12 protein-coding genes and 1 pseudogene are annotated in these 16,129 nt (G+C 68.9%); 12 read left to right on the forward strand and 1 reads right to left on the reverse strand.

Annotated features, from left to right (window positions below; genetic code table 11):
- The first annotated feature begins 22 nt into the window (after nucleotides 1-22).
- The 7 genes from D7X99_RS34560 (at nucleotide 23) to D7X99_RS34590 (ending at nucleotide 6,487) form a co-directional block, all read left to right on the forward strand.
- Complete coding sequence (locus tag D7X99_RS34560) at nucleotides 23-1,054, forward strand: CsgG/HfaB family protein (RefSeq protein ID WP_233613950.1); 1,032 nt, start codon at nucleotides 23-25, stop codon at nucleotides 1,052-1,054.
- 17 nt (nucleotides 1,055-1,071) lie between these two features.
- A complete protein-coding gene (locus tag D7X99_RS34565; protein WP_121781485.1) occupies nucleotides 1,072-2,214 on the forward strand; it encodes a lipopolysaccharide assembly protein LapB in 1,143 nt (380 codons plus the stop codon).
- Nucleotides 2,215-2,216: 2 nt separating this feature from the next.
- On the forward strand, nucleotides 2,217-3,551 hold the full coding sequence (locus D7X99_RS34570; RefSeq protein WP_121781486.1) for an AHH domain-containing protein: 1,335 nt from the start codon (nucleotides 2,217-2,219) through the stop codon (nucleotides 3,549-3,551).
- An 8-nt stretch (nucleotides 3,552-3,559) separates the two neighbouring features.
- Nucleotides 3,560-4,126, forward strand: coding sequence for a DUF1629 domain-containing protein (locus D7X99_RS34575; protein WP_121781487.1), 567 nt, complete (start codon nucleotides 3,560-3,562; stop codon nucleotides 4,124-4,126).
- A 134-nt stretch (nucleotides 4,127-4,260) separates the two neighbouring features.
- Complete coding sequence (locus D7X99_RS34580; protein WP_121781488.1) at nucleotides 4,261-5,586, forward strand: AHH domain-containing protein; 1,326 nt, start codon at nucleotides 4,261-4,263, stop codon at nucleotides 5,584-5,586.
- A 14-nt stretch (nucleotides 5,587-5,600) separates the two neighbouring features.
- Entirely contained in the window at nucleotides 5,601-6,167 is a 567-nt protein-coding gene (locus D7X99_RS34585; RefSeq protein ID WP_121781489.1) for a DUF1629 domain-containing protein, read from the forward strand.
- A 29-nt stretch (nucleotides 6,168-6,196) separates the two neighbouring features.
- Nucleotides 6,197-6,487, forward strand: coding sequence for a hypothetical protein (locus D7X99_RS34590; RefSeq protein WP_121781490.1), 291 nt, complete (start codon nucleotides 6,197-6,199; stop codon nucleotides 6,485-6,487).
- A gap of 50 nt (nucleotides 6,488-6,537) precedes the next feature.
- On the opposite strand, the gene lexA is transcribed toward D7X99_RS34590, so the two are convergent.
- Nucleotides 6,538-7,206: a transcriptional repressor LexA gene (gene lexA / locus D7X99_RS34595; RefSeq protein ID WP_120578257.1), complete on the reverse strand. Its 669-nt coding sequence runs from the start codon at nucleotides 7,204-7,206 to the stop codon at nucleotides 6,538-6,540.
- 196 nt (nucleotides 7,207-7,402) lie between these two features.
- Between lexA and D7X99_RS34600 the strand changes: the two genes are divergently transcribed.
- From D7X99_RS34600 to D7X99_RS34620, 5 genes and pseudogenes are all read left to right on the forward strand, one after another.
- On the forward strand, nucleotides 7,403-10,741 hold the full coding sequence (locus tag D7X99_RS34600; protein ID WP_121781491.1) for a response regulator: 3,339 nt from the start codon (nucleotides 7,403-7,405) through the stop codon (nucleotides 10,739-10,741).
- Nucleotides 10,738-12,576, forward strand: coding sequence for a sensor histidine kinase (locus D7X99_RS34605; RefSeq protein ID WP_121781492.1), 1,839 nt, complete (start codon nucleotides 10,738-10,740; stop codon nucleotides 12,574-12,576). The genes D7X99_RS34600 and D7X99_RS34605 overlap by 4 nt, the downstream gene beginning before the upstream one ends.
- Nucleotides 12,577-12,608: 32 nt before the next feature.
- A complete protein-coding gene (locus D7X99_RS34610) occupies nucleotides 12,609-13,562 on the forward strand; it encodes a FecR domain-containing protein (RefSeq protein ID WP_121781493.1) in 954 nt (317 codons plus the stop codon).
- 206 nt (nucleotides 13,563-13,768) lie between these two features.
- Nucleotides 13,769-15,673: a hypothetical protein gene (locus D7X99_RS34615; protein WP_121781494.1), complete on the forward strand. Its 1,905-nt coding sequence runs from the start codon at nucleotides 13,769-13,771 to the stop codon at nucleotides 15,671-15,673.
- 41 nt (nucleotides 15,674-15,714) lie between these two features.
- Nucleotides 15,715-16,129 (forward strand): annotated as a pseudogene (locus D7X99_RS34620) (flagellar motor protein); the annotation flags it as partial.

Here is a 16,129-nt window from a genome sequence, read left to right on the forward strand (position 1 = left end):
GGAGGAGGGTAGAGTGTCGGCCGTGTCCCGCCTCCCCCGGCTCTTCATCACGTGCTTTGTCTCCCTGGCGTCGCCTGTCTTCGCCCAGGAGGGTGCGGCCGTCGCCGAGCCGCTCACGGTGGCGGTCCTGCCCCTGGCGGCCAACGCGGCGGGGAAGGATGCCGCGCAGGGCATCACGTCGCTCATCTCGGGCCGGCTCGCGGAGTCGCCCCGGCTGCGCGTGCTGTCCCAGCGAGAAATCCAACAGCGGGTCGGTACTGAGCGCCAGCTGGAGCTGGTGGACAGCGCCCCTTGCGAGGAGGGCGAATGCGTCCAGGAGCTGTCCTCGCTGACGGGCGCGCGCTACGTCCTCACGGGCCGGTTGGATCGCTTCGGGGGGCAGTACCTCCTCGACGCGAGCCTCGTGGACACGCGGGATGGCCGCACCCTCGCGCGGCCGCGCACGGAGGCCTCCGAGGACGGTGAGCTCCTGCGCGCGGTCCTCGCCGTGTCCGACGAGTTGAGCATCGCGCTGGAGTCGCCCGGTGAGGTCGTTCCTGCCCGGCCGCTCCTGGGCGGCGCGGTCGCGTCGTCGCCGGGGGGCGGGCTCACGTTGGGGCTGCGCTTCAACAACAGCTTCATCGACAAGGTGTCGTCGTTGAATCCCGGCCTGGACCTGGAGGTGGGCTACTGGTTCCACCCGGAATGGCAGGGCTTCGTCCAGGTCGGCTTCACCTGGGTGCATGCCGGCGGCGACGAGGAGGGCGAGCTCAACGTGCTGCCTAGCATCGTGGGGGCGCGGCACTATCACCGCCTGGAGAAGGACCTGCGGCCGTACTGGGGCTTTGGCCTGGGCGTGCAGTTGTCGTTCGGCGACTACGGCATATTCCAGAGTACGGGCCCGCTGCCGTCCGTCGTGGGATTCGTGGGGTTGGAGTACCTGCTGGCGGGCCACGTGGGCTTCCAGTTGGAGCTGGGAACGAACATCGCGCAGGCGGTGCTGGGGCTCGCGGACGACGGCGCGGGCGACGGCCTCAACTTCGATGTCAACGCCGGCATCGCGTATCACTTCTGAGTCTTCCGGAGCCTCTCATGTCCTCGCGTCTGCGTGCCCTGCCGCTCATCGCCCTGCTGGCCTCCGGGGCCTGCACTGAAACGCCGAAGCTCGACCCGAAGGACCAGGCGGAAGGGCTCTACCTCCAGGGCAACTCCGAGTACCTCAAGGGCAACTTCGACGCCGCGCTCAAGTCCTTCGACGAGATGAAGACGTTGACGCCCGCGGATCCACGCCTGCCCGCCGCGAGGGGCGAGGTGCTCCTGTCGATGAGTCGGTTGGAGGAGGCCGAGAAGGAGTTCGAGGTGGCGCTGCGGTTGGACGCGAAGCGCTCCACCAACTGGAGCCGGCTGGGGTTCATCCAGGCGCAGCTGGGCAAGAAGAACGAAGCGCGGCAGTCGCTGCAGAAGGCGCTGGCGCTGCATTCGAAGGACTTCAACGCGCTGGAGCAGCTGGGCGAGCTGGCCGAGGAGCGCGGCGACCACGACGAGGCGGTGCGCGACTTCACGCAGGCGGCCGAGGCCGCGCCGGACGCGTCGAAGGCCGACCTGCTGGTGCGGGCGGTGGACGTGCTGACGCAGCAGGGGCGGCAGGACGAGGTGCTCGGGCTCTTGCGGAGGGTGACGGGGCAGGGCGTGCGCACGCCGGAGGTGCTGACGGCGCTGGGAGACGCGGAGGTGCGAGCGGGCCGGTTGCCGGAAGCGGCGGCGGCGTACGAAGAGGCCGCGAAGAAGTCGCCGAAGGATCCGACGCTGTGGGAGCTGGTGGCGGAGATCCAGCTCAAGCTGGGCAAGCGCGAGGAAGCGTTGAAGGCCTACGGCGAGTCCCTGAAGGTGAAGGACCGCGCCATCGTGCACGTGGCGCTCGCGAGAGCGCACCTGGCGACGGATGCCCGAGCGGCGGCGGAAGGGGAGCTGCAGAAGGCCCTGGAGACGGTCTCGGGCGCGGACGTAGGGGAGATGCAGGCGCTGGCGGACCTGCTCACGGTGATGGGGCGCAAGCAGGACGCCCTGCGCATCCTGACGAGCCTGGGCTCGGAGCCGGGGCACGCGAACAACACGGAGCTGCAGTTGTCCACCGCGAGGCTCGCGCGTGACCTGAAGGACACGGCCACCGTGCAGGCCGCGTGCGCCCGGGTGGCCGCGGCGGCGACGGATGGTGGCGTGGTGAAGTGCCCGTAGGAATGCCTCGTGGGTGGCAGTGCCTGCTGTTGCTGGTCCTCCTGACGGGCTGCGCGTCCGGCCGGTTCGTGCGCCTGGATACTGGACATGGGGACCCGGTTGTCGTGACGCCCCAGGTGGAAGAGGAGGCTCCGCTGGAGGACGCGGAGCTGAAGGCGGACGAGTTCGAGGAGGCGGTCTCTTCGCTCGCGCGCGAAGTCCGTCCGTTCGCGCATCCGCTGCGAGACGCGCGGACGTTGTTCGGTATGCCTGAACGCAGTGGTGTGTTCGGGTACGAAGCCCGCACGCATCGGATCCGTCCCCTGGGGGAAGCGGAAGCGCGGGAGCTGCACCTGCTGGACGATGCGTCGGCGGAGCTGACGCGTGCCTACGGCCGTTGGTGCGAGCGCAAGAAGCAAGGGCGGGACTGCCTGTCGTTGTTGGAGGAGGGGCCGCTGCTCGGAAGCGACGGGCGGTATGCGTTGGCCCTGGCGTTGGCGATGGACTCAGTGTGGGAGGAGACGGCGGAGGCACTGCGGGGTGTGGTGAATCCGCAAGCAGTGCTGGCCACCGTGACGGCGTCTGTCACCGTGTATCTGCTGTTGTGGTCATTGCCCGAGCCCGTTTCGAAGGGCCTCGCGGCGCTGATGACCGCGACAGCCATCGCGTATCTGGGCGTGGACACGGTGTGGGGCCTGCTGAACGGGTGGTTGACGCTGGTGAAGCAGGCGGACCGCGCACTGACGTTCGATGATTTGCGCGAAGCAGGGGAGGGCTACGGGAAGGTGCTGGGGAAGAACGCAGCGCGAGTCTTCGTGATGCTGGCCACCGCGGCGGTGGGCAACACGGTGGGACTCGCGGCGAAAACTCCGATGCTCCCGGGCTCAGCGCAAGCTGCTCTCGCGGTGGAGGCCCAGGCGGGCTACGTGTACGCGGGCATGGGTGGCGTGCGGTCCGTGGCCATGACCGCGGATGGCTTCACCATCGCGCTGGCGCCCAACGCGGTCGCCATGTCGTCACGCGATGGAAGTCAGAAGCACCACCTCGCGACCCTTCGGAACAAGGTGTCCACCCTGCGCGGAGGCCCGTGGACGCCGCGCTTCCAGCGCATCTTCAAGAAGGCAGGGATGGAGCTGAAGGACCCTGAGAACGTTGTCGAGGTCGCTGGCCATCGCGGTCCGCATCCCGAGGAGTATCACCGCATCGTGTACAAACGCCTGTACGAGGCGACCGAGGAGTGCCGCACGGTGATGACCTGCCGATCGGCACTCGAGGAGGCCCTCCGGCGATTGGCCAGAGAGGTCGCGACTCCTGGAACCGACCTCAACCTTCTTGTGACGCAAGGTGCTCGACCCTGACTGTCGCCATGACCTCACGCTTCTTTGAACTCTCGGATGACGCCTCTTGGCCTGGGCGCTGGCACCTGGATGACCCCATGGATGCGGGTCTGCAGGAACTGGAGGATGCTCGAATCTTCAATCGCGGGCATCGCGTGCAGATCGAAGGGCGCCTTCGGATTCCGGTCGAGCATCCCGGACAGGTGCTCGACTTCACCCAGACCGCGTCGATGGTTCCGGTTGTCGGTCGTCGTGTCGCTGCCATCTTCGCGGACCTGGCTCCCAACGACGTTCAGCTCATTCTCGCCAACGTTGAAGGGGAAAAGGATCCCTTCCGCATCCTGGTGGCGACCCGGCTGATCCGCTGCATCGACGAGCCGCGCTCGCGGGTCCAATTCTGGACCGCCGAGGACGGACTGCCTGAGAAGGTCGGGAAGTACTACGCCGTGGATGACCTGCACATCGATCCAACCCGGGTCGGTGAGGCCAAGGTATTCCGGTTGGAGGGATGGTCCATTGCTCTCATCGTCTCCGAGGACATCAAGCTCGCCTTGGAACGCATCCGCGCCACGGGAATGCGGTTCACCGAAGTCTGATTGCCGGGCGCTGCAGGAAATCTTCAGAGGTGATGGCTCATGCATTGGATAGGTCTACTGTTCCCAGGACTGGTGCTGACGAGGGCAGGCCGACCGTATCCACTTGTGGTGATGAAGTGCTCGTAGGTGCGCGGATGCTTCGTGGATGGCTCTGCTTTCTTCTCCTCCTGACGGGCTGCGCGTCCGTCCGGGTCGTGCGCCTGGACACGGGGAGTGCGGACCCGGTCGTCGTGACACCCCGGGTGGAGGAGGAGGCTCCGCTGGAGGACGCGGAGCTGACGAAGGTCGAGTTCAAGAGGGCTGTCTCGGAGCTCGCGCGGGAGGTCCGTCCGTTCGCGCATCCGCTGCGGAATGCGCGGGCGTTGTTCGGCATGCCTGAACGCAGCGGCGTGTTCGGGTACGAAGCCCGCACGCATCGGATCCGTCCCCTGGGGGAAGCGGAAGCGCGGGAGCTGCACCTGCTGGACGATGCGTCGGCGGAGCTGACGCGTGCCTACGGCCGTTGGTGCGAGCGCAAGAAGCAAGGGCGGGACTGCCTGTCGTTGTTGGAGGAGGGGCCGCTGCTCGGAAGCGATGGGCGGTATGCGTTGGCCCTGGCGTTGGCGATGGACTCGGTATGGGAGGAGACAGCGGAGGCACTGCGGGGTGTGGTGAATCCGCAAGCAGTGCTGGCCACCGTGACGGCGTCTGTCACCGTGTATCTGCTGTTGTGGTCATTGCCCGAGCCCGTTTCCAAGGGTCTCGCGGCGCTGATGACCGCGACAGCCATCGCGTATCTGGGTGTGGATACGGTGTGGGGCCTGCTGAACGGGTGGTTGACGCTGGTGAAGCAGGCGGACCGCGCACTGACGTTCGACGACTTGCGCGAAGCAGGGGAGGGCTACGGGAAGGTGCTGGGGAAGAACGCAGCGCGAGTCTTCGTGATGCTGGCCACGGCGGCGGTGGGCAACACGGTGGGACTCGCGGCGAAAACTCCGATGCTCCCGGGCTCGGCGCAAGCTGCTCTCGCGGTGGAGGCCCAGGCGGGCTACGTGTACGCGGGCATGGGTGGCGTGCGGTCCGTGGCCATGACCGCGGATGGCTTCACCATCGCGCTGGCGCCCAACGCGGTCGCCATGTCGTCACGCGATGGAAGTCAGAAGCACCACCTCGCGACCCTCAGGAACAACGTTTCCACGCATCGCGGCGGACCGTGGACGCCCCGCTTCCAGCGCATCTTCAAGAAGGCAGGGATGGAGCTGAAGGACCCGGAGAACATCGTCGAAGTCCCGGGACATCGCGGGCCTCATCCTCAGCGCTACCATCAGCGAGTGATGGCGCGACTCAACAGCGCCACCGCGAATTGCCGGACGGTCAAAGACTGCCGTGCGGCACTGGTCCGAGCGCTTGAAATCCTGGCCAAGGAAGTCAAAACGCCTGGAACAGAGCTCAACCTGCTCATCACCCGAGGCGGCGGCTGAAAGCCTGGAGTCCCATGACACTTCGCTACTTCGAGCTGTCTGAAGACGTTCAGGCCGGAACCTGGTACCTAGGAGACCCTGTCGATGAGCAGGGCCAGGAGGTCGAGGACCCCTGGCAGTTCCGTGCAGGTCGACCGGTGTCCGTCTCCGGCAGGTTGACCGTGCCCATTGATCAGCAGGGGCGTGCGCTGGACTTCTCGACCGCGGGAGTCGGACTGGCGCCCGTTGTCCATGTGAAGGTGGCATCCGTCTTCGCGGAGCTCGCCTCCGAGGACGTCCAGTTCATTCCCATCCGCATCAAGGGCATGCCAGACCAGTACGTCATCCTCGTGGCCACGAAGTGCGTCCTCTGCATTGATGAGCAGGCTTCGGCCGTCCAGTTCTGGACCGCTGAGGACGGACTGCCAGAGAAGGTTGGGACGTACTACGCCGTGGATGATCTTCATATCGACGTGAAGAAGGTCGGCACCACGAAGGTGTTTCGGACCGAGGGCTGGAAAATCGCCCTCATCGTCTCCGAGGACATCAAGCTCGCCCTGGAACGCATTCGCGCCACGGGAATACTGTTCACCGAAGTCTGAATGTCACGCCGTGACGGAGCGCGCCGGGGATGGAACGCGTGCACATCGCCGAAGGCTTTCCCGTCTGGCGCAATGGTCAGCGGGTCATCATCAAGGACGGTCTGCTGATCCGCATGGATGTCGCGAACTCGGGCCTGTTCTTTCCCAAGAACATCAGTCCGCCGCTGTTCGTCCTGGGAAACAGCGTTGGGCTGACGCTGCTCACGATGGCGAACGCCTGCCGAAGTATTCGCGTCAGCTGCTGCGACGACTGCTTGAGAGCGCCGGTCAACGGCACACCGCCTGGTCGCATCGACTGCGGCGCCTGCCCCGTCCGCTGAAGCCTCCCGCCCGGGCTCACGTTGCCCGGGCGGAAGTGCCACGAACGGCTTTAGGTCCGGCCGCCCTGCAGCTTCCGGTACACGCCCACCACCTGCCCCAAAATCATCGTGGAGCGGAAGTCCGTGCGGTTCACGTAGATGGGCTGCATCGTCGCGTTCGCCGGCTGGAAGCGGATGCGGTCCTGCTCCGGGTAGTAGCGCTTCACCGTGGCCTCGTCCTCGATGAGCGCCACCACGATTTCACCCGGCTGCGCCGACGGCGTCTTCTTCACGAAGAGGTAGTCCCCGTCGTGGATGCCGTCGTCGATCATCGACTGGCCCTTGACCCTCAGCGCGAACACCTCCCGGCCGTTCACCCCGCCCAGGAGGAAGCTGTCGATCTTGACCGAGTCCTCCATGTGCTCCTGCGCCAGCGCCGGCGCACCCGCCGCCACCTTGCCCAGGAGGGGAATCTCGATCATGCCGGACTCCCGGCTCTTCATCCCGAGGCCCAGGAGCAGCCTCGCCCGCTTGGTGGGCACCAGCGAGCGGCTCTGCTGCTCGCCCCGGGTCAGGTAGCCCTTGCGCTCCAGGGCCTTCAGGTGGTCGTTCACCCCGTTGGTCGACCGGATGTCCATGTGCTCCCCAATCTCCCGGATGGTCGGGGGGAAGCCTCGGACCTCCGACTCCTTCACGATGAAGGTCAGGATTTCGCGCTGGCGCTCCGTGAGCTCTTCCATGGCCGCACTCCTTCGCTCGGTCGCCCGCCTGCTCTGGCGGTGATGGGCAACAGAATTTCAGTGCCCCATGCTCCCTGAACATACGTGTAGAGTCAATCTGTTCAGTACCCCCACCCATACCCGCCGTGCTGCCCCCCGCCCGACCTTCTCGCGGCTTGAGGAGGTGCGTTGATCTCGGCGTACACTTGGCGCCGCCGTGTCCGACCTCCGCCACACGCTGCTCTTCGTCGATGACGAGGCCGACGTCCTGGACATCCTCAGCCGGATGTTCCAGCGACGTTACCGCGTCCTCACCGCTCCCCACGGCAAGGCAGCCCTGGAAATCCTGCGTACTGAGTCCGTGGACGTGCTCGTCACGGACCAGCGCATGCCGGAGATGACCGGCATCGACCTGGTCAACGCCGCCAGGGCGGAGGGCATCGACGTCACCACGTTGCTGCTCACCGCCTACACGGATCCGCAGGACATCATCGCGGCCATCAACCAGGGCCAGGTGTACCGCTACGTCACCAAGCCCTGGGACGTGAACGACCTGCTCATCACCGTGAAGAACGCGGTGGAGTTCGCCCAGCTCAAGAAGGACAAGGAGAAGCTCATCCGCCAGCTGCACCAGCGGGTGGAGGCCCTCTTCGTCCTCTATGAGGTCAGCCGCGCCAGCGCGAACGACCCGGCCAGCTACGACGCCATCATCGACCGCGTGCTCACCGCCGTGGCCCGCGTGCTGCCGTATGACTGCGGCGCGGCTCTCATCGCGCCGGACGGGCAGCGGGGCGCCACGCTGCGCCTGCGCTGCGTGGGCAACGTGGGTGAAGAGGCGCTGCTGGGCGTCAAGGAGTCCATGCTCGGCGCGTACCGCAAGAGCAGCGGCCTGACGCTGCCGGAGGACCGGGTCATCACCCGCGTCACCGGCACCACCACGAAGGACTCCGCGTCCCCCGTCGTCTACCCCAACCAGCTCACGGTGAACCTCACCGCCGCGGGGAAGCCCGTGGGCATGCTGTCGCTGTTCTCCCACCGCGCGGACGCGTTCACGGAGGACGACGGGCTCTTGCTGGACGTGCTCGCCAACCAGACGGCGGACGCCATCCAGTCGCTGCGCTCCGCGGAGGAAGAGGCCCGCCACCGCATGGAGCGCATGGTCGCGTCCATGGCGGACGGCGTGGTGCTCACCGACGAGAAGAACGACATCGTGGTGATGAACCCCGCCGCCCGCCGCATCCTGCACGCGGGAGACGAGGGGCAGGGGCCCTCCAACCGGCTGTTGGAGGAGCGCCTGGGCTTCCAGCCGTTCCAGCTGGTCCGCAACCTGGAGTACAGCGGCCATCAGGTGCTGCGCGAGGACGTGAATCTCTTCGAGCGCACCGTGCAGACCACCGTGACGCCCGTCAACGACGCGCGCGGCACCCTGCGCGGCGTGTGCGTGGTGCTGCGTGACATCACCGACCAGAAGCGGCTGGAGGAGCGCAAGGACACCTTCGTCTCCATGGTGAGCCACGAGCTGCGCACGCCGCTCACCTCCATCACCGGCGCGCTGGACCTGGTGCTCAACCGGATGGCGGGGGACATCAACGAGCGGCAGCACCGCTACCTGTCGCTGGCCAAGGACTCCGCGGAGAAGCTCAACAGCATCGTGGATGACCTGCTGGACCTGTCGAAGTACGCGCAGGGCCGGCTGAAGATGAGCTTCGAGCGCATCTACCTGGAGGAACTCGTCCAGCGCGTGGTGGAGAAGTACGGGCCCGCCTTCGCGGAGAAGCGCATCCGCGTGGTGCCCCTGCTGCCCCAGCACCCGCTGCGCGCCATGGTGGACCCCAACCGCGTGAACCAGGTGCTCAACAACCTGCTCAACAACGCGGTGAAGTTCACGCCGGAAGGCGGCGAGGTGCGCGTGGAGCTGCGCGCCACGTCCAGCCTGCCCGGCTACGTGGTGCTCTCCTGCTGGAACAGCGGCGACCCCATTCCGGAAGAGAGCCTGGAGCGCATCTTCGACCGCTTCGAGCAGGCTCGCACCCAGGCGAACCGCACCGTGCGCGGCACCGGACTGGGCCTGCCCATCTGCCGCAACATCGTGGAGGCCCACGGCGGCCGCATCTGGTCCGAGCCGTCCCACAACGGCGTGCGCTTCATCGCCGTGCTCCCCACGGAGCCGCCCCAGGACGTGCTGTCGCAGGCGACCGTGGACACGCTCTTGCCGTCGCCGCAGCCCATCCGCGCGGACTCTCGCGGCAAGGTGCTCATCATCGAGGGTGAGCCCGAGGTGGGCCACATCATGAAGGCGCTGCTCGGCGCCCGGGGCTACCGCGTGCGCCTGGCGGGCTCCGCGGAAGAAGGACTCTCCGCCGCTCGCAACCTCCACCCGGACGTGGTGCTGGTGTCGGTGCGGCTGCCGGACGTGGACGGCCTGCGCCTGGCGGAGATCCTCCGGAATGATCCGGAGACGCGCCGCGCGCCGCTCTTGCTCACCTCCGCGTTCGACGAGCGCCAGCGCGCCTTCCGGGCCGGCGCGGACGCGTTCCTCGTGCGCCCCCTGGCTGGCGACAAGCTGTTGGCCACGGTGGACTCGCTGGCGCGGGGCCGCGCCGGGGCACAGCACGGTCGCGTGCTGGTGGTGGATGACGACGCGAAGATCGCCTCCATCTGCCGCGAGGTCCTGGAGGGGCTGGGCTTCGAGGTCGGCGTCGCGCACACCGTGGAGGAGGGCCGGCGTTCCCTGCGCGAGCGCAGGCCGGACGCGGTGCTGCTGGACGTCACGCTGCCGGACGGCGACGGGTTCGCGTTCCTGGAGGAGATCAAGGCCGAGCGCGCCAGTGGCCACATCTCCGTCATCTTCATCTCCGCTCGCACGGAGACGTCGTCCAAGGTCCGCGCGCTGAAGCTGGGCGGGGACGACTACATCACCAAGCCCTTCGACGCGCTGGAGCTGGGCGCGCGCGTGGAGAGCATGCTGCGGCGCAAGGAGCAGGAGCTGTCCTCGTCGCCCACCACGCAGCTGCCGGGCTCCACCGCCATCGAGCGGGAGGTGCAGCGCCGGCTGGCCGCGCGTCAGCCGTTCGCGTTCTGCTACCTGGACCTGGACAACCTCAAGGCCTACAACGACTACTACGGCTTCGCGAAGGCGGACGGCGTGGTGCGCCAGACGGGCGACCTGATGCGGGAGGTCTTCCAGCAGGAGGGTGCCCCGGGGGACTTCCTGGGCCACGTGGCCGGCGACGACTTCGTCTTCATCACCTCCGTGGACTCCGTGGACCGGGTGTGCCAGCGGGCCATCGAGCAGTTCGACCGCATCATCCCGCTCTACTACGATCGTCAGGACCGGGAGCGCGGCCACATCGAGGCGGAGGACCGCTTCGGGGAGAAGCGCGAGTTCCCCATCATGAGCGTGTCCGTGGTGGCGGTGATGACGGACGGCGTGGCGCATGACCACGCGGAGCTGGCGCGCCGGGCCGCGGACATGAAGAAGCGGGCCAAGGCGATTCCCGGCTCCGTCTTCCTGCGCAGCGACTTAGAGCGCGTGGTCCGGTCCGTCACCGGATGAGGCTCTACCAGCAGCTCGTCCTCTTCATGCTCGCCGCGACGGTGCTGCCCCTGGCCATCGTCGGCTTCCTGCTGCTGTCGCGCTCGGAGAACGCGCTGGCCCAGCGCATCGATGAGCAGCAGCGCGCGCTCGCCACCGCCACCGCCGAGGCCGTGGAGGCGAGCCTGATGGAGGTCGTCAACGGCCTCGCCCGCTCCGCGGAGCTGTTGCCCTGGGAGCACGCCACGCCCGAAGAGGTGCGCGGCATGCTGATGCTCCTGTATGGCCAGTCCAGCTCGGTGAGCGCGGTCATCCAGGCGGACTCGAACGGGCAGCCCCTGGGGCCCGCCGTGTTCCGGAGCGCGGAGCCGTTGGAGCGCCATCCCGCCTTCGACGCCGCGAACGTCCGTAAGCTGGCGCACGCGGTGCCGGTGGAGAACTTCCGGGACGGGGGCAAGGGCCAGGCGGCGCTGGGCAGCGCGTATGTGCACCCGGGCTCGGGCGTGGCCGCCGTGGCGGTGGCGGTGAAGCTGGGGGCCTCGGAGGACGCGCCCTACGCCATCGCGGAGCTCGTCTTCACGCAGCTGGAGGCGCTGCTCGCGCGGCGCGCGAATGACGGACAGCGGCTGGACGTGGTCGACGCCGAAGGGCGCGTCGTGGCCAGTTCCCAGGCCGCGCGGCGCATGGCGGCGCTGGAGCCGGAGCTTCGCACCGCGCTGGAGTCCGCCCTGGGCGCGGAAGGCGGACGCAGCTTCCAGCTGAAGGACCCCGCGCGCCGGGTGAGCGTGGCGTGGGTGAACACGCTGGAGATGGGCGTCGTCGTGACGGAGGACGAGGCCCTGGCGCTGACGCCCGTGCGGGAGCTGCGCACCACGGTGCTCGCGTCCGTTGCGGGCGCGCTGATGGTGCTCCTGGCGCTGGGCGCGCTCTTCACCCGGCGGCTGGACCGGCGGCTCGCGGACGTGGTGCAGGGCGCGGAGGCCTTTGGCCGCGGAGAGCTGGAGCGCCGCCTGCGCGTGGAGGGCCAGGACGAGTTGAGCGAGCTGGCGTCCACCTTCAACCGCATGGGCGAGGAGTTGGAGGCGTCTCGCTCGCGGCTGATGAGCTGGAACGACGACTTGCGTGTCCGGGTGGAGGAGGCCACGGCGGACCTGCGCGCGGCGCAGCTGCAACTGGTGGAGGCGCAGAAGCTGGCGGCGGTGGGCCAGCTGGGCGCGGGCGTGGCGCACGAAATCAACAACCCGCTGGCCGGCATCCTGGGCAACGTGCAGCTGCTGCTCCTGGACCGCGGGGCGGATGACGTGGACTTCGAAACGCTGCGCAAAATCGAGCAGAGCGCCAAGCGCTGCAAGGACATCACCCAGAACCTGCTGCGCTTCTCCCAGCAGCGCGAGCGCCCGGACCTGCGGCCCATCGACCTGAACGCGGTGGTTCGCGACGCGCTGAGCCTCACGGAGAACCAGACGCGGGGGGAGGGCATCGAGCTGGTGACGCAGCTGAGCGTGGCGGTGCCTCGCGTGAAGGCGGACCCCGGGCACCTGTCGCAGGTCGTGCTCGCGCTCTTGTCCAACGCGCGCACCGCGATGCTGAAGACGCCGGTGAAGCGACTCACCCTGCGCACCGGTGAGCGCGACGGGATGTGCATCCTGGAGGTGGAGGACACCGGCAGGGGCATCGCGGAGACCATCCGGCCGCGCATCTTCGAGCCCTTCTTCACCACCAAGGACATCTGGTCCAATGTGGGCCTGGGACTGAGCGTCGCGTGGCGCATCGTCACGGAGGCCGGGGGGACGCTGGAGGTCCGCTCGGAAGAAGGGCAGGGGGCCCGGTTCACGGTGGTGCTGCCCCGGGCATGAGGCCCGCCGCGTGTGGTAGCTAGGACCTTCGCATGGCTGCTTCCCCGTCCCACAGGCGACAGGCTCCGTTCCTCATCGGGCTCGTGCTCATCCTGGCCGCGCTGCCGGTGGGCTGGTTCGTCTTCCTGCGGGAGCCTCCCGCGCCGCTGCCGCCGCCCGAGCCGCCCCGCCGCGTCGTCACGGATGCGGATGCGGAGGCGAAGAAGGCCGTGGAGCTGGTGCTGAGCTCCTTCGAAGGAACCGTGGACGTGAAGCACGGCGAGGCCGGGACGTGGGAGCCCGCCAGCAAGGACATGGCGCTGCGGCCCACGGACGTGGTGCGCACCGGTCGCGGATCCTGGGCGGTGCTGCTCAACGGCGAGTCCGTGGAGCTGCGCATGGAGGCCGAGACGGAGATCTCCGTGGAGGAGATTTCGAACGAGCTGTCGAAGGTGATGCTGAGCAGCGGCCTTGCCACCGCCACCGTGCGGGGCCGCCCCAACGTCCGCCACACCTTCGTCCTGAAGGCGAAGAACGGCGACGCTGAGGCCAGCACCTCGCAGGGTACCTTCACCATGAGCAACAACGGCAAGGGCACCGTGAGCGTGGGCACGCGGGAGGGCGACGTGAAGCTGACCGGCAAGGAGGGCAAGTACGTCATCGTCCGCGCCGGCCAGCGGTCCATCGTCCGCCCCGGTCAGGCCCCTACCGCACCGGATCCCATCCCCAGCTCCGTGTTCATGAAGATGGAGTGGCCCAAGGGCAAGAAGCTCCGTGAAGCGAAGCTCACTGTCACCGGCCATGCGGATCCGGGTGCCCGGGTGATGATGGGCGGCGTCATCGTGCCCACCGACGCGGACGGAGGGTTCACGCTCGACCTTGACCTCAAGGAAGGCTCCAACGCCGTTCAGGTGACCGCCGTGGGGGTGGGCGGCGCTCCCAAGGAGGAGTCGCGCGAACTGGTTCTGGACACGCGGCCGATCATCGAGACCGAGAATCCCTGGTGAACCGATGGGCGCTCCCCGCCCTGATCCGCCGGGAGGAGCTCCAGATCCTGTGAGGCAAGACCCACCTCGTGGGTGAGCCGGCGTGGAGGAATCGTCCCCGGGCCGAAAGCGGGCTCCTCTCCGCAGCCAGCGGCAGCAAAGTGGTGCAGTCCCGGCGGAGGGCCTTGTAGAGTCGGGAAGCCCTGGAACGTCTCCTGCTCTCCGCGATGGTCTTGTTTTGTGCCCCGGTCTGGGCGGCTTCGCTGGAGCTGCTCGGTCCGGACGTGCCCGTGCCTCCAGAGGGCTTCACGGTCGCGGTGGTGCGCCGGGACGCAGGGGGCCATCTGGTGGCGTTCACCCCGTCGTCTGTGACGGCGGAGGGCGCGGAGCTCAAGCCCGGACCGGACGCGCCACCGCTGCGCACCTGGGTCGTGGTGCCGAAGGCCCAGGCGCGCGCGGTGGTGGTGCGCGTGAAGGGGGACGGCGAGGAGGCCCAGGCCCGCTATGACGTGGGGCCACCCGCGAGCCACATGGCGTTGTCGCTGGAACCCGCGCTCCCCGTGAAGGGGCGCGACACGGAGGCGACGCTCACCGTGAAGCGCCTGCGGCCGGACGGGACGCCGGATGACAGCGGCGCGCCGCCGGTACTGCGCGCGAGCACCGGGCAGTTGGAGGGGCTCCAGCACACCGGGCCGGGCACGTACACCGCTCGCTACGTGCTGCCTCCGACGCGCCTGCCCGAGGCGGCCATCCTGGTGGCGCTGTCCGCGTGGCCGCATCCACAGTCGGTGCATGGGGCGTACGGGCGGCTACTGGTGCCGCTGGCGTCGTCGGTGAATCTGCCCGGCAAGAGCGAACCCGGAGGCCAGGTGTCGTTGGAGGTGGCGGGCAAACGCTTCGGGCCCGTGCCGGTGGATGCACAAGGGCGCTTCGTGCTGCCGCTGGTGGTGCCTCCCGGCTACTCGCTCGCCCGGGGCGAGGTGAAGGACGAATCCGGCCACGTGGAGCGCATCGCCATCGACCTCCAGTTGCCGCCCACGGATGGCCTGGCGTGCGTGCTCAACCCGCAGCGGCTGCCCGCGGATGGCGTGTCCCAGGCCCGGCTGCTGTGCGCGACGAGTGACCCGAAGGGGCAGCCCGTCGCGGATGCGCGCGTCACGGTGAAGGCGAAGCACGGCCGGCTGGATGGGCCCGTGCGCGACGCGAACGGCATGCTGGAGTGGCGCTACACGGCGCCGCGCACGCTCGCGGCGGATGAGCGCATCGAGGCGGCGTGGCCGCAGCGGGGCCCGGGGTCGCGCGAGTCGCTGCCGATGCAGCTGGTGCAGGGCGCCGTGCGCGACGTGACGGTGTCGCTGTCCGAGCCGGTGGTGCACGTGGGGTCGGTGGCGCGGGTGGTGGTGGCGGCGCGGGACGCGGCAGGGCAGCCCCGGCCGGAGGCGAAGGTGGCGCTGACCCCGGCCGAGTGGACCGCGGGGCCGGCGGTGGAGTCCCCTCCAGGCACGTTCACGGTCCCGTGGACCGTTCCGGAGAACGGGTATCAGCTGAACGCGGACGTGACGGTGCTCGCGTACGGTCCGCTCGGGACGGAGCCCGCGCGGCTCGCGGTGTGGCGGCAGGACAAGAGGCTCGTCGCGGGTGTGGTGGACCTGGCGGGCTGGCCGGTGCCCCGTCAGCGGCTGTTCGTGAACGGCGCGTCGCAGGTGACAGGGGATGACGGGACGGCGTTCGTGGGCGGGCTGATGACCGGCAGGGTGCGCGTGTCGCACGCCGTGTGGCCGGGGCTCGACGTCACGGTGCATGTGCTTGCCCCCCAGGGACCGGTGTTCCCGGAGTCCGAGCCGCTGGTTCCCGCGCCTGTCGTGCAGCGGGTGAAGCTGGCGCCGCCGCTGCCGGTCAACGTGCGGGTGCGCGTGGAGGGCCCCCGGGTGACGTGCTGGGTGGAGGACCCAAGCGGGCAGGTGCTGCGCGACCGCCCGGTGCACGTCGCGCTGTCCGAAGGCGAGCGGGGTGAGGTGTCCGTGCAGGATGGGCTCACGCGCTTCACCGTGCATGGCGCGAAGGGCCCCGTGAGCGTGTCCGTGGCGGACGTGCGCACCGGCGTGACGGCCGTGGAAGAGGTGCGGCCTTGAGGGCTGGGGCGTCGCGGAGGGCCAGGGTCCCGGGCGCCACCGTGGGCTTCCTGCTCGCGCTGCTCCTGCTGTCGTCCGTGGCGTCCGCGCAGTCGCTGTCGTCGGACCTGCCGACGCAGGCTTCGACCATCGCCGGGCGCGTCTGCTTGGACGTGGACGGAGACGGGCTCTGTGGACCCGACGAGCCCGGGCTCGCGGACGTGCGCCTGGTGCTGGCCACCGGCCGCGAGGTGCGCACGGATGCCTTCGGCCGCTACCACCTCACCGGCGTGGACTCGCGCGTGCCGGACCTCATCGGCGGCCCGCACCTGCGCCCCGGCCGCCATGCGCTGAAGGTGGATCCGCGCAGCCTGCCGACGTCCAGCCAGGTGGTCCCCCGCGTCGCGACCGTGGAGGTGCCCTGGGGCGCCGCCGCCCTCCAGGACTTCGCCGTGCGCCCGCCACCCACGCCCTGTC

This window comes from Corallococcus sp. AB032C, from assembly GCF_003668935.1.
GTDB lineage: Bacteria > Myxococcota > Myxococcia > Myxococcales > Myxococcaceae > Corallococcus > Corallococcus exiguus.

Excerpts from the sequence above, each read along its gene's own strand:
- D7X99_RS34565 (WP_121781485.1), top strand. The coding sequence starts at position 1,072 with ATGTCCTCGCGTCTGCGTGCCCTGCCGCTCATCGCCCTGCTGGCCTCC.
- D7X99_RS34570 (WP_121781486.1), top strand. The coding sequence starts at position 2,217 with ATGCCTCGTGGGTGGCAGTGCCTGCTGTTGCTGGTCCTCCTGACGGGC.
- D7X99_RS34575 (WP_121781487.1), top strand. The coding sequence starts at position 3,560 with ATGACCTCACGCTTCTTTGAACTCTCGGATGACGCCTCTTGGCCTGGG.
- D7X99_RS34580 (WP_121781488.1), top strand. The coding sequence starts at position 4,261 with ATGCTTCGTGGATGGCTCTGCTTTCTTCTCCTCCTGACGGGCTGCGCG.
- D7X99_RS34585 (WP_121781489.1), top strand. The coding sequence starts at position 5,601 with ATGACACTTCGCTACTTCGAGCTGTCTGAAGACGTTCAGGCCGGAACC.
- D7X99_RS34590 (WP_121781490.1), top strand. The coding sequence starts at position 6,197 with ATGGAACGCGTGCACATCGCCGAAGGCTTTCCCGTCTGGCGCAATGGT.
- lexA (WP_120578257.1), bottom strand. The coding sequence starts at position 7,206 with ATGGAAGAGCTCACGGAGCGCCAGCGCGAAATCCTGACCTTCATCGTG.
- D7X99_RS34605 (WP_121781492.1), top strand. The coding sequence starts at position 10,738 with ATGAGGCTCTACCAGCAGCTCGTCCTCTTCATGCTCGCCGCGACGGTG.
- D7X99_RS34610 (WP_121781493.1), top strand. The coding sequence starts at position 12,609 with ATGGCTGCTTCCCCGTCCCACAGGCGACAGGCTCCGTTCCTCATCGGG.
- D7X99_RS34615 (WP_121781494.1), top strand. The coding sequence starts at position 13,769 with ATGGTCTTGTTTTGTGCCCCGGTCTGGGCGGCTTCGCTGGAGCTGCTC.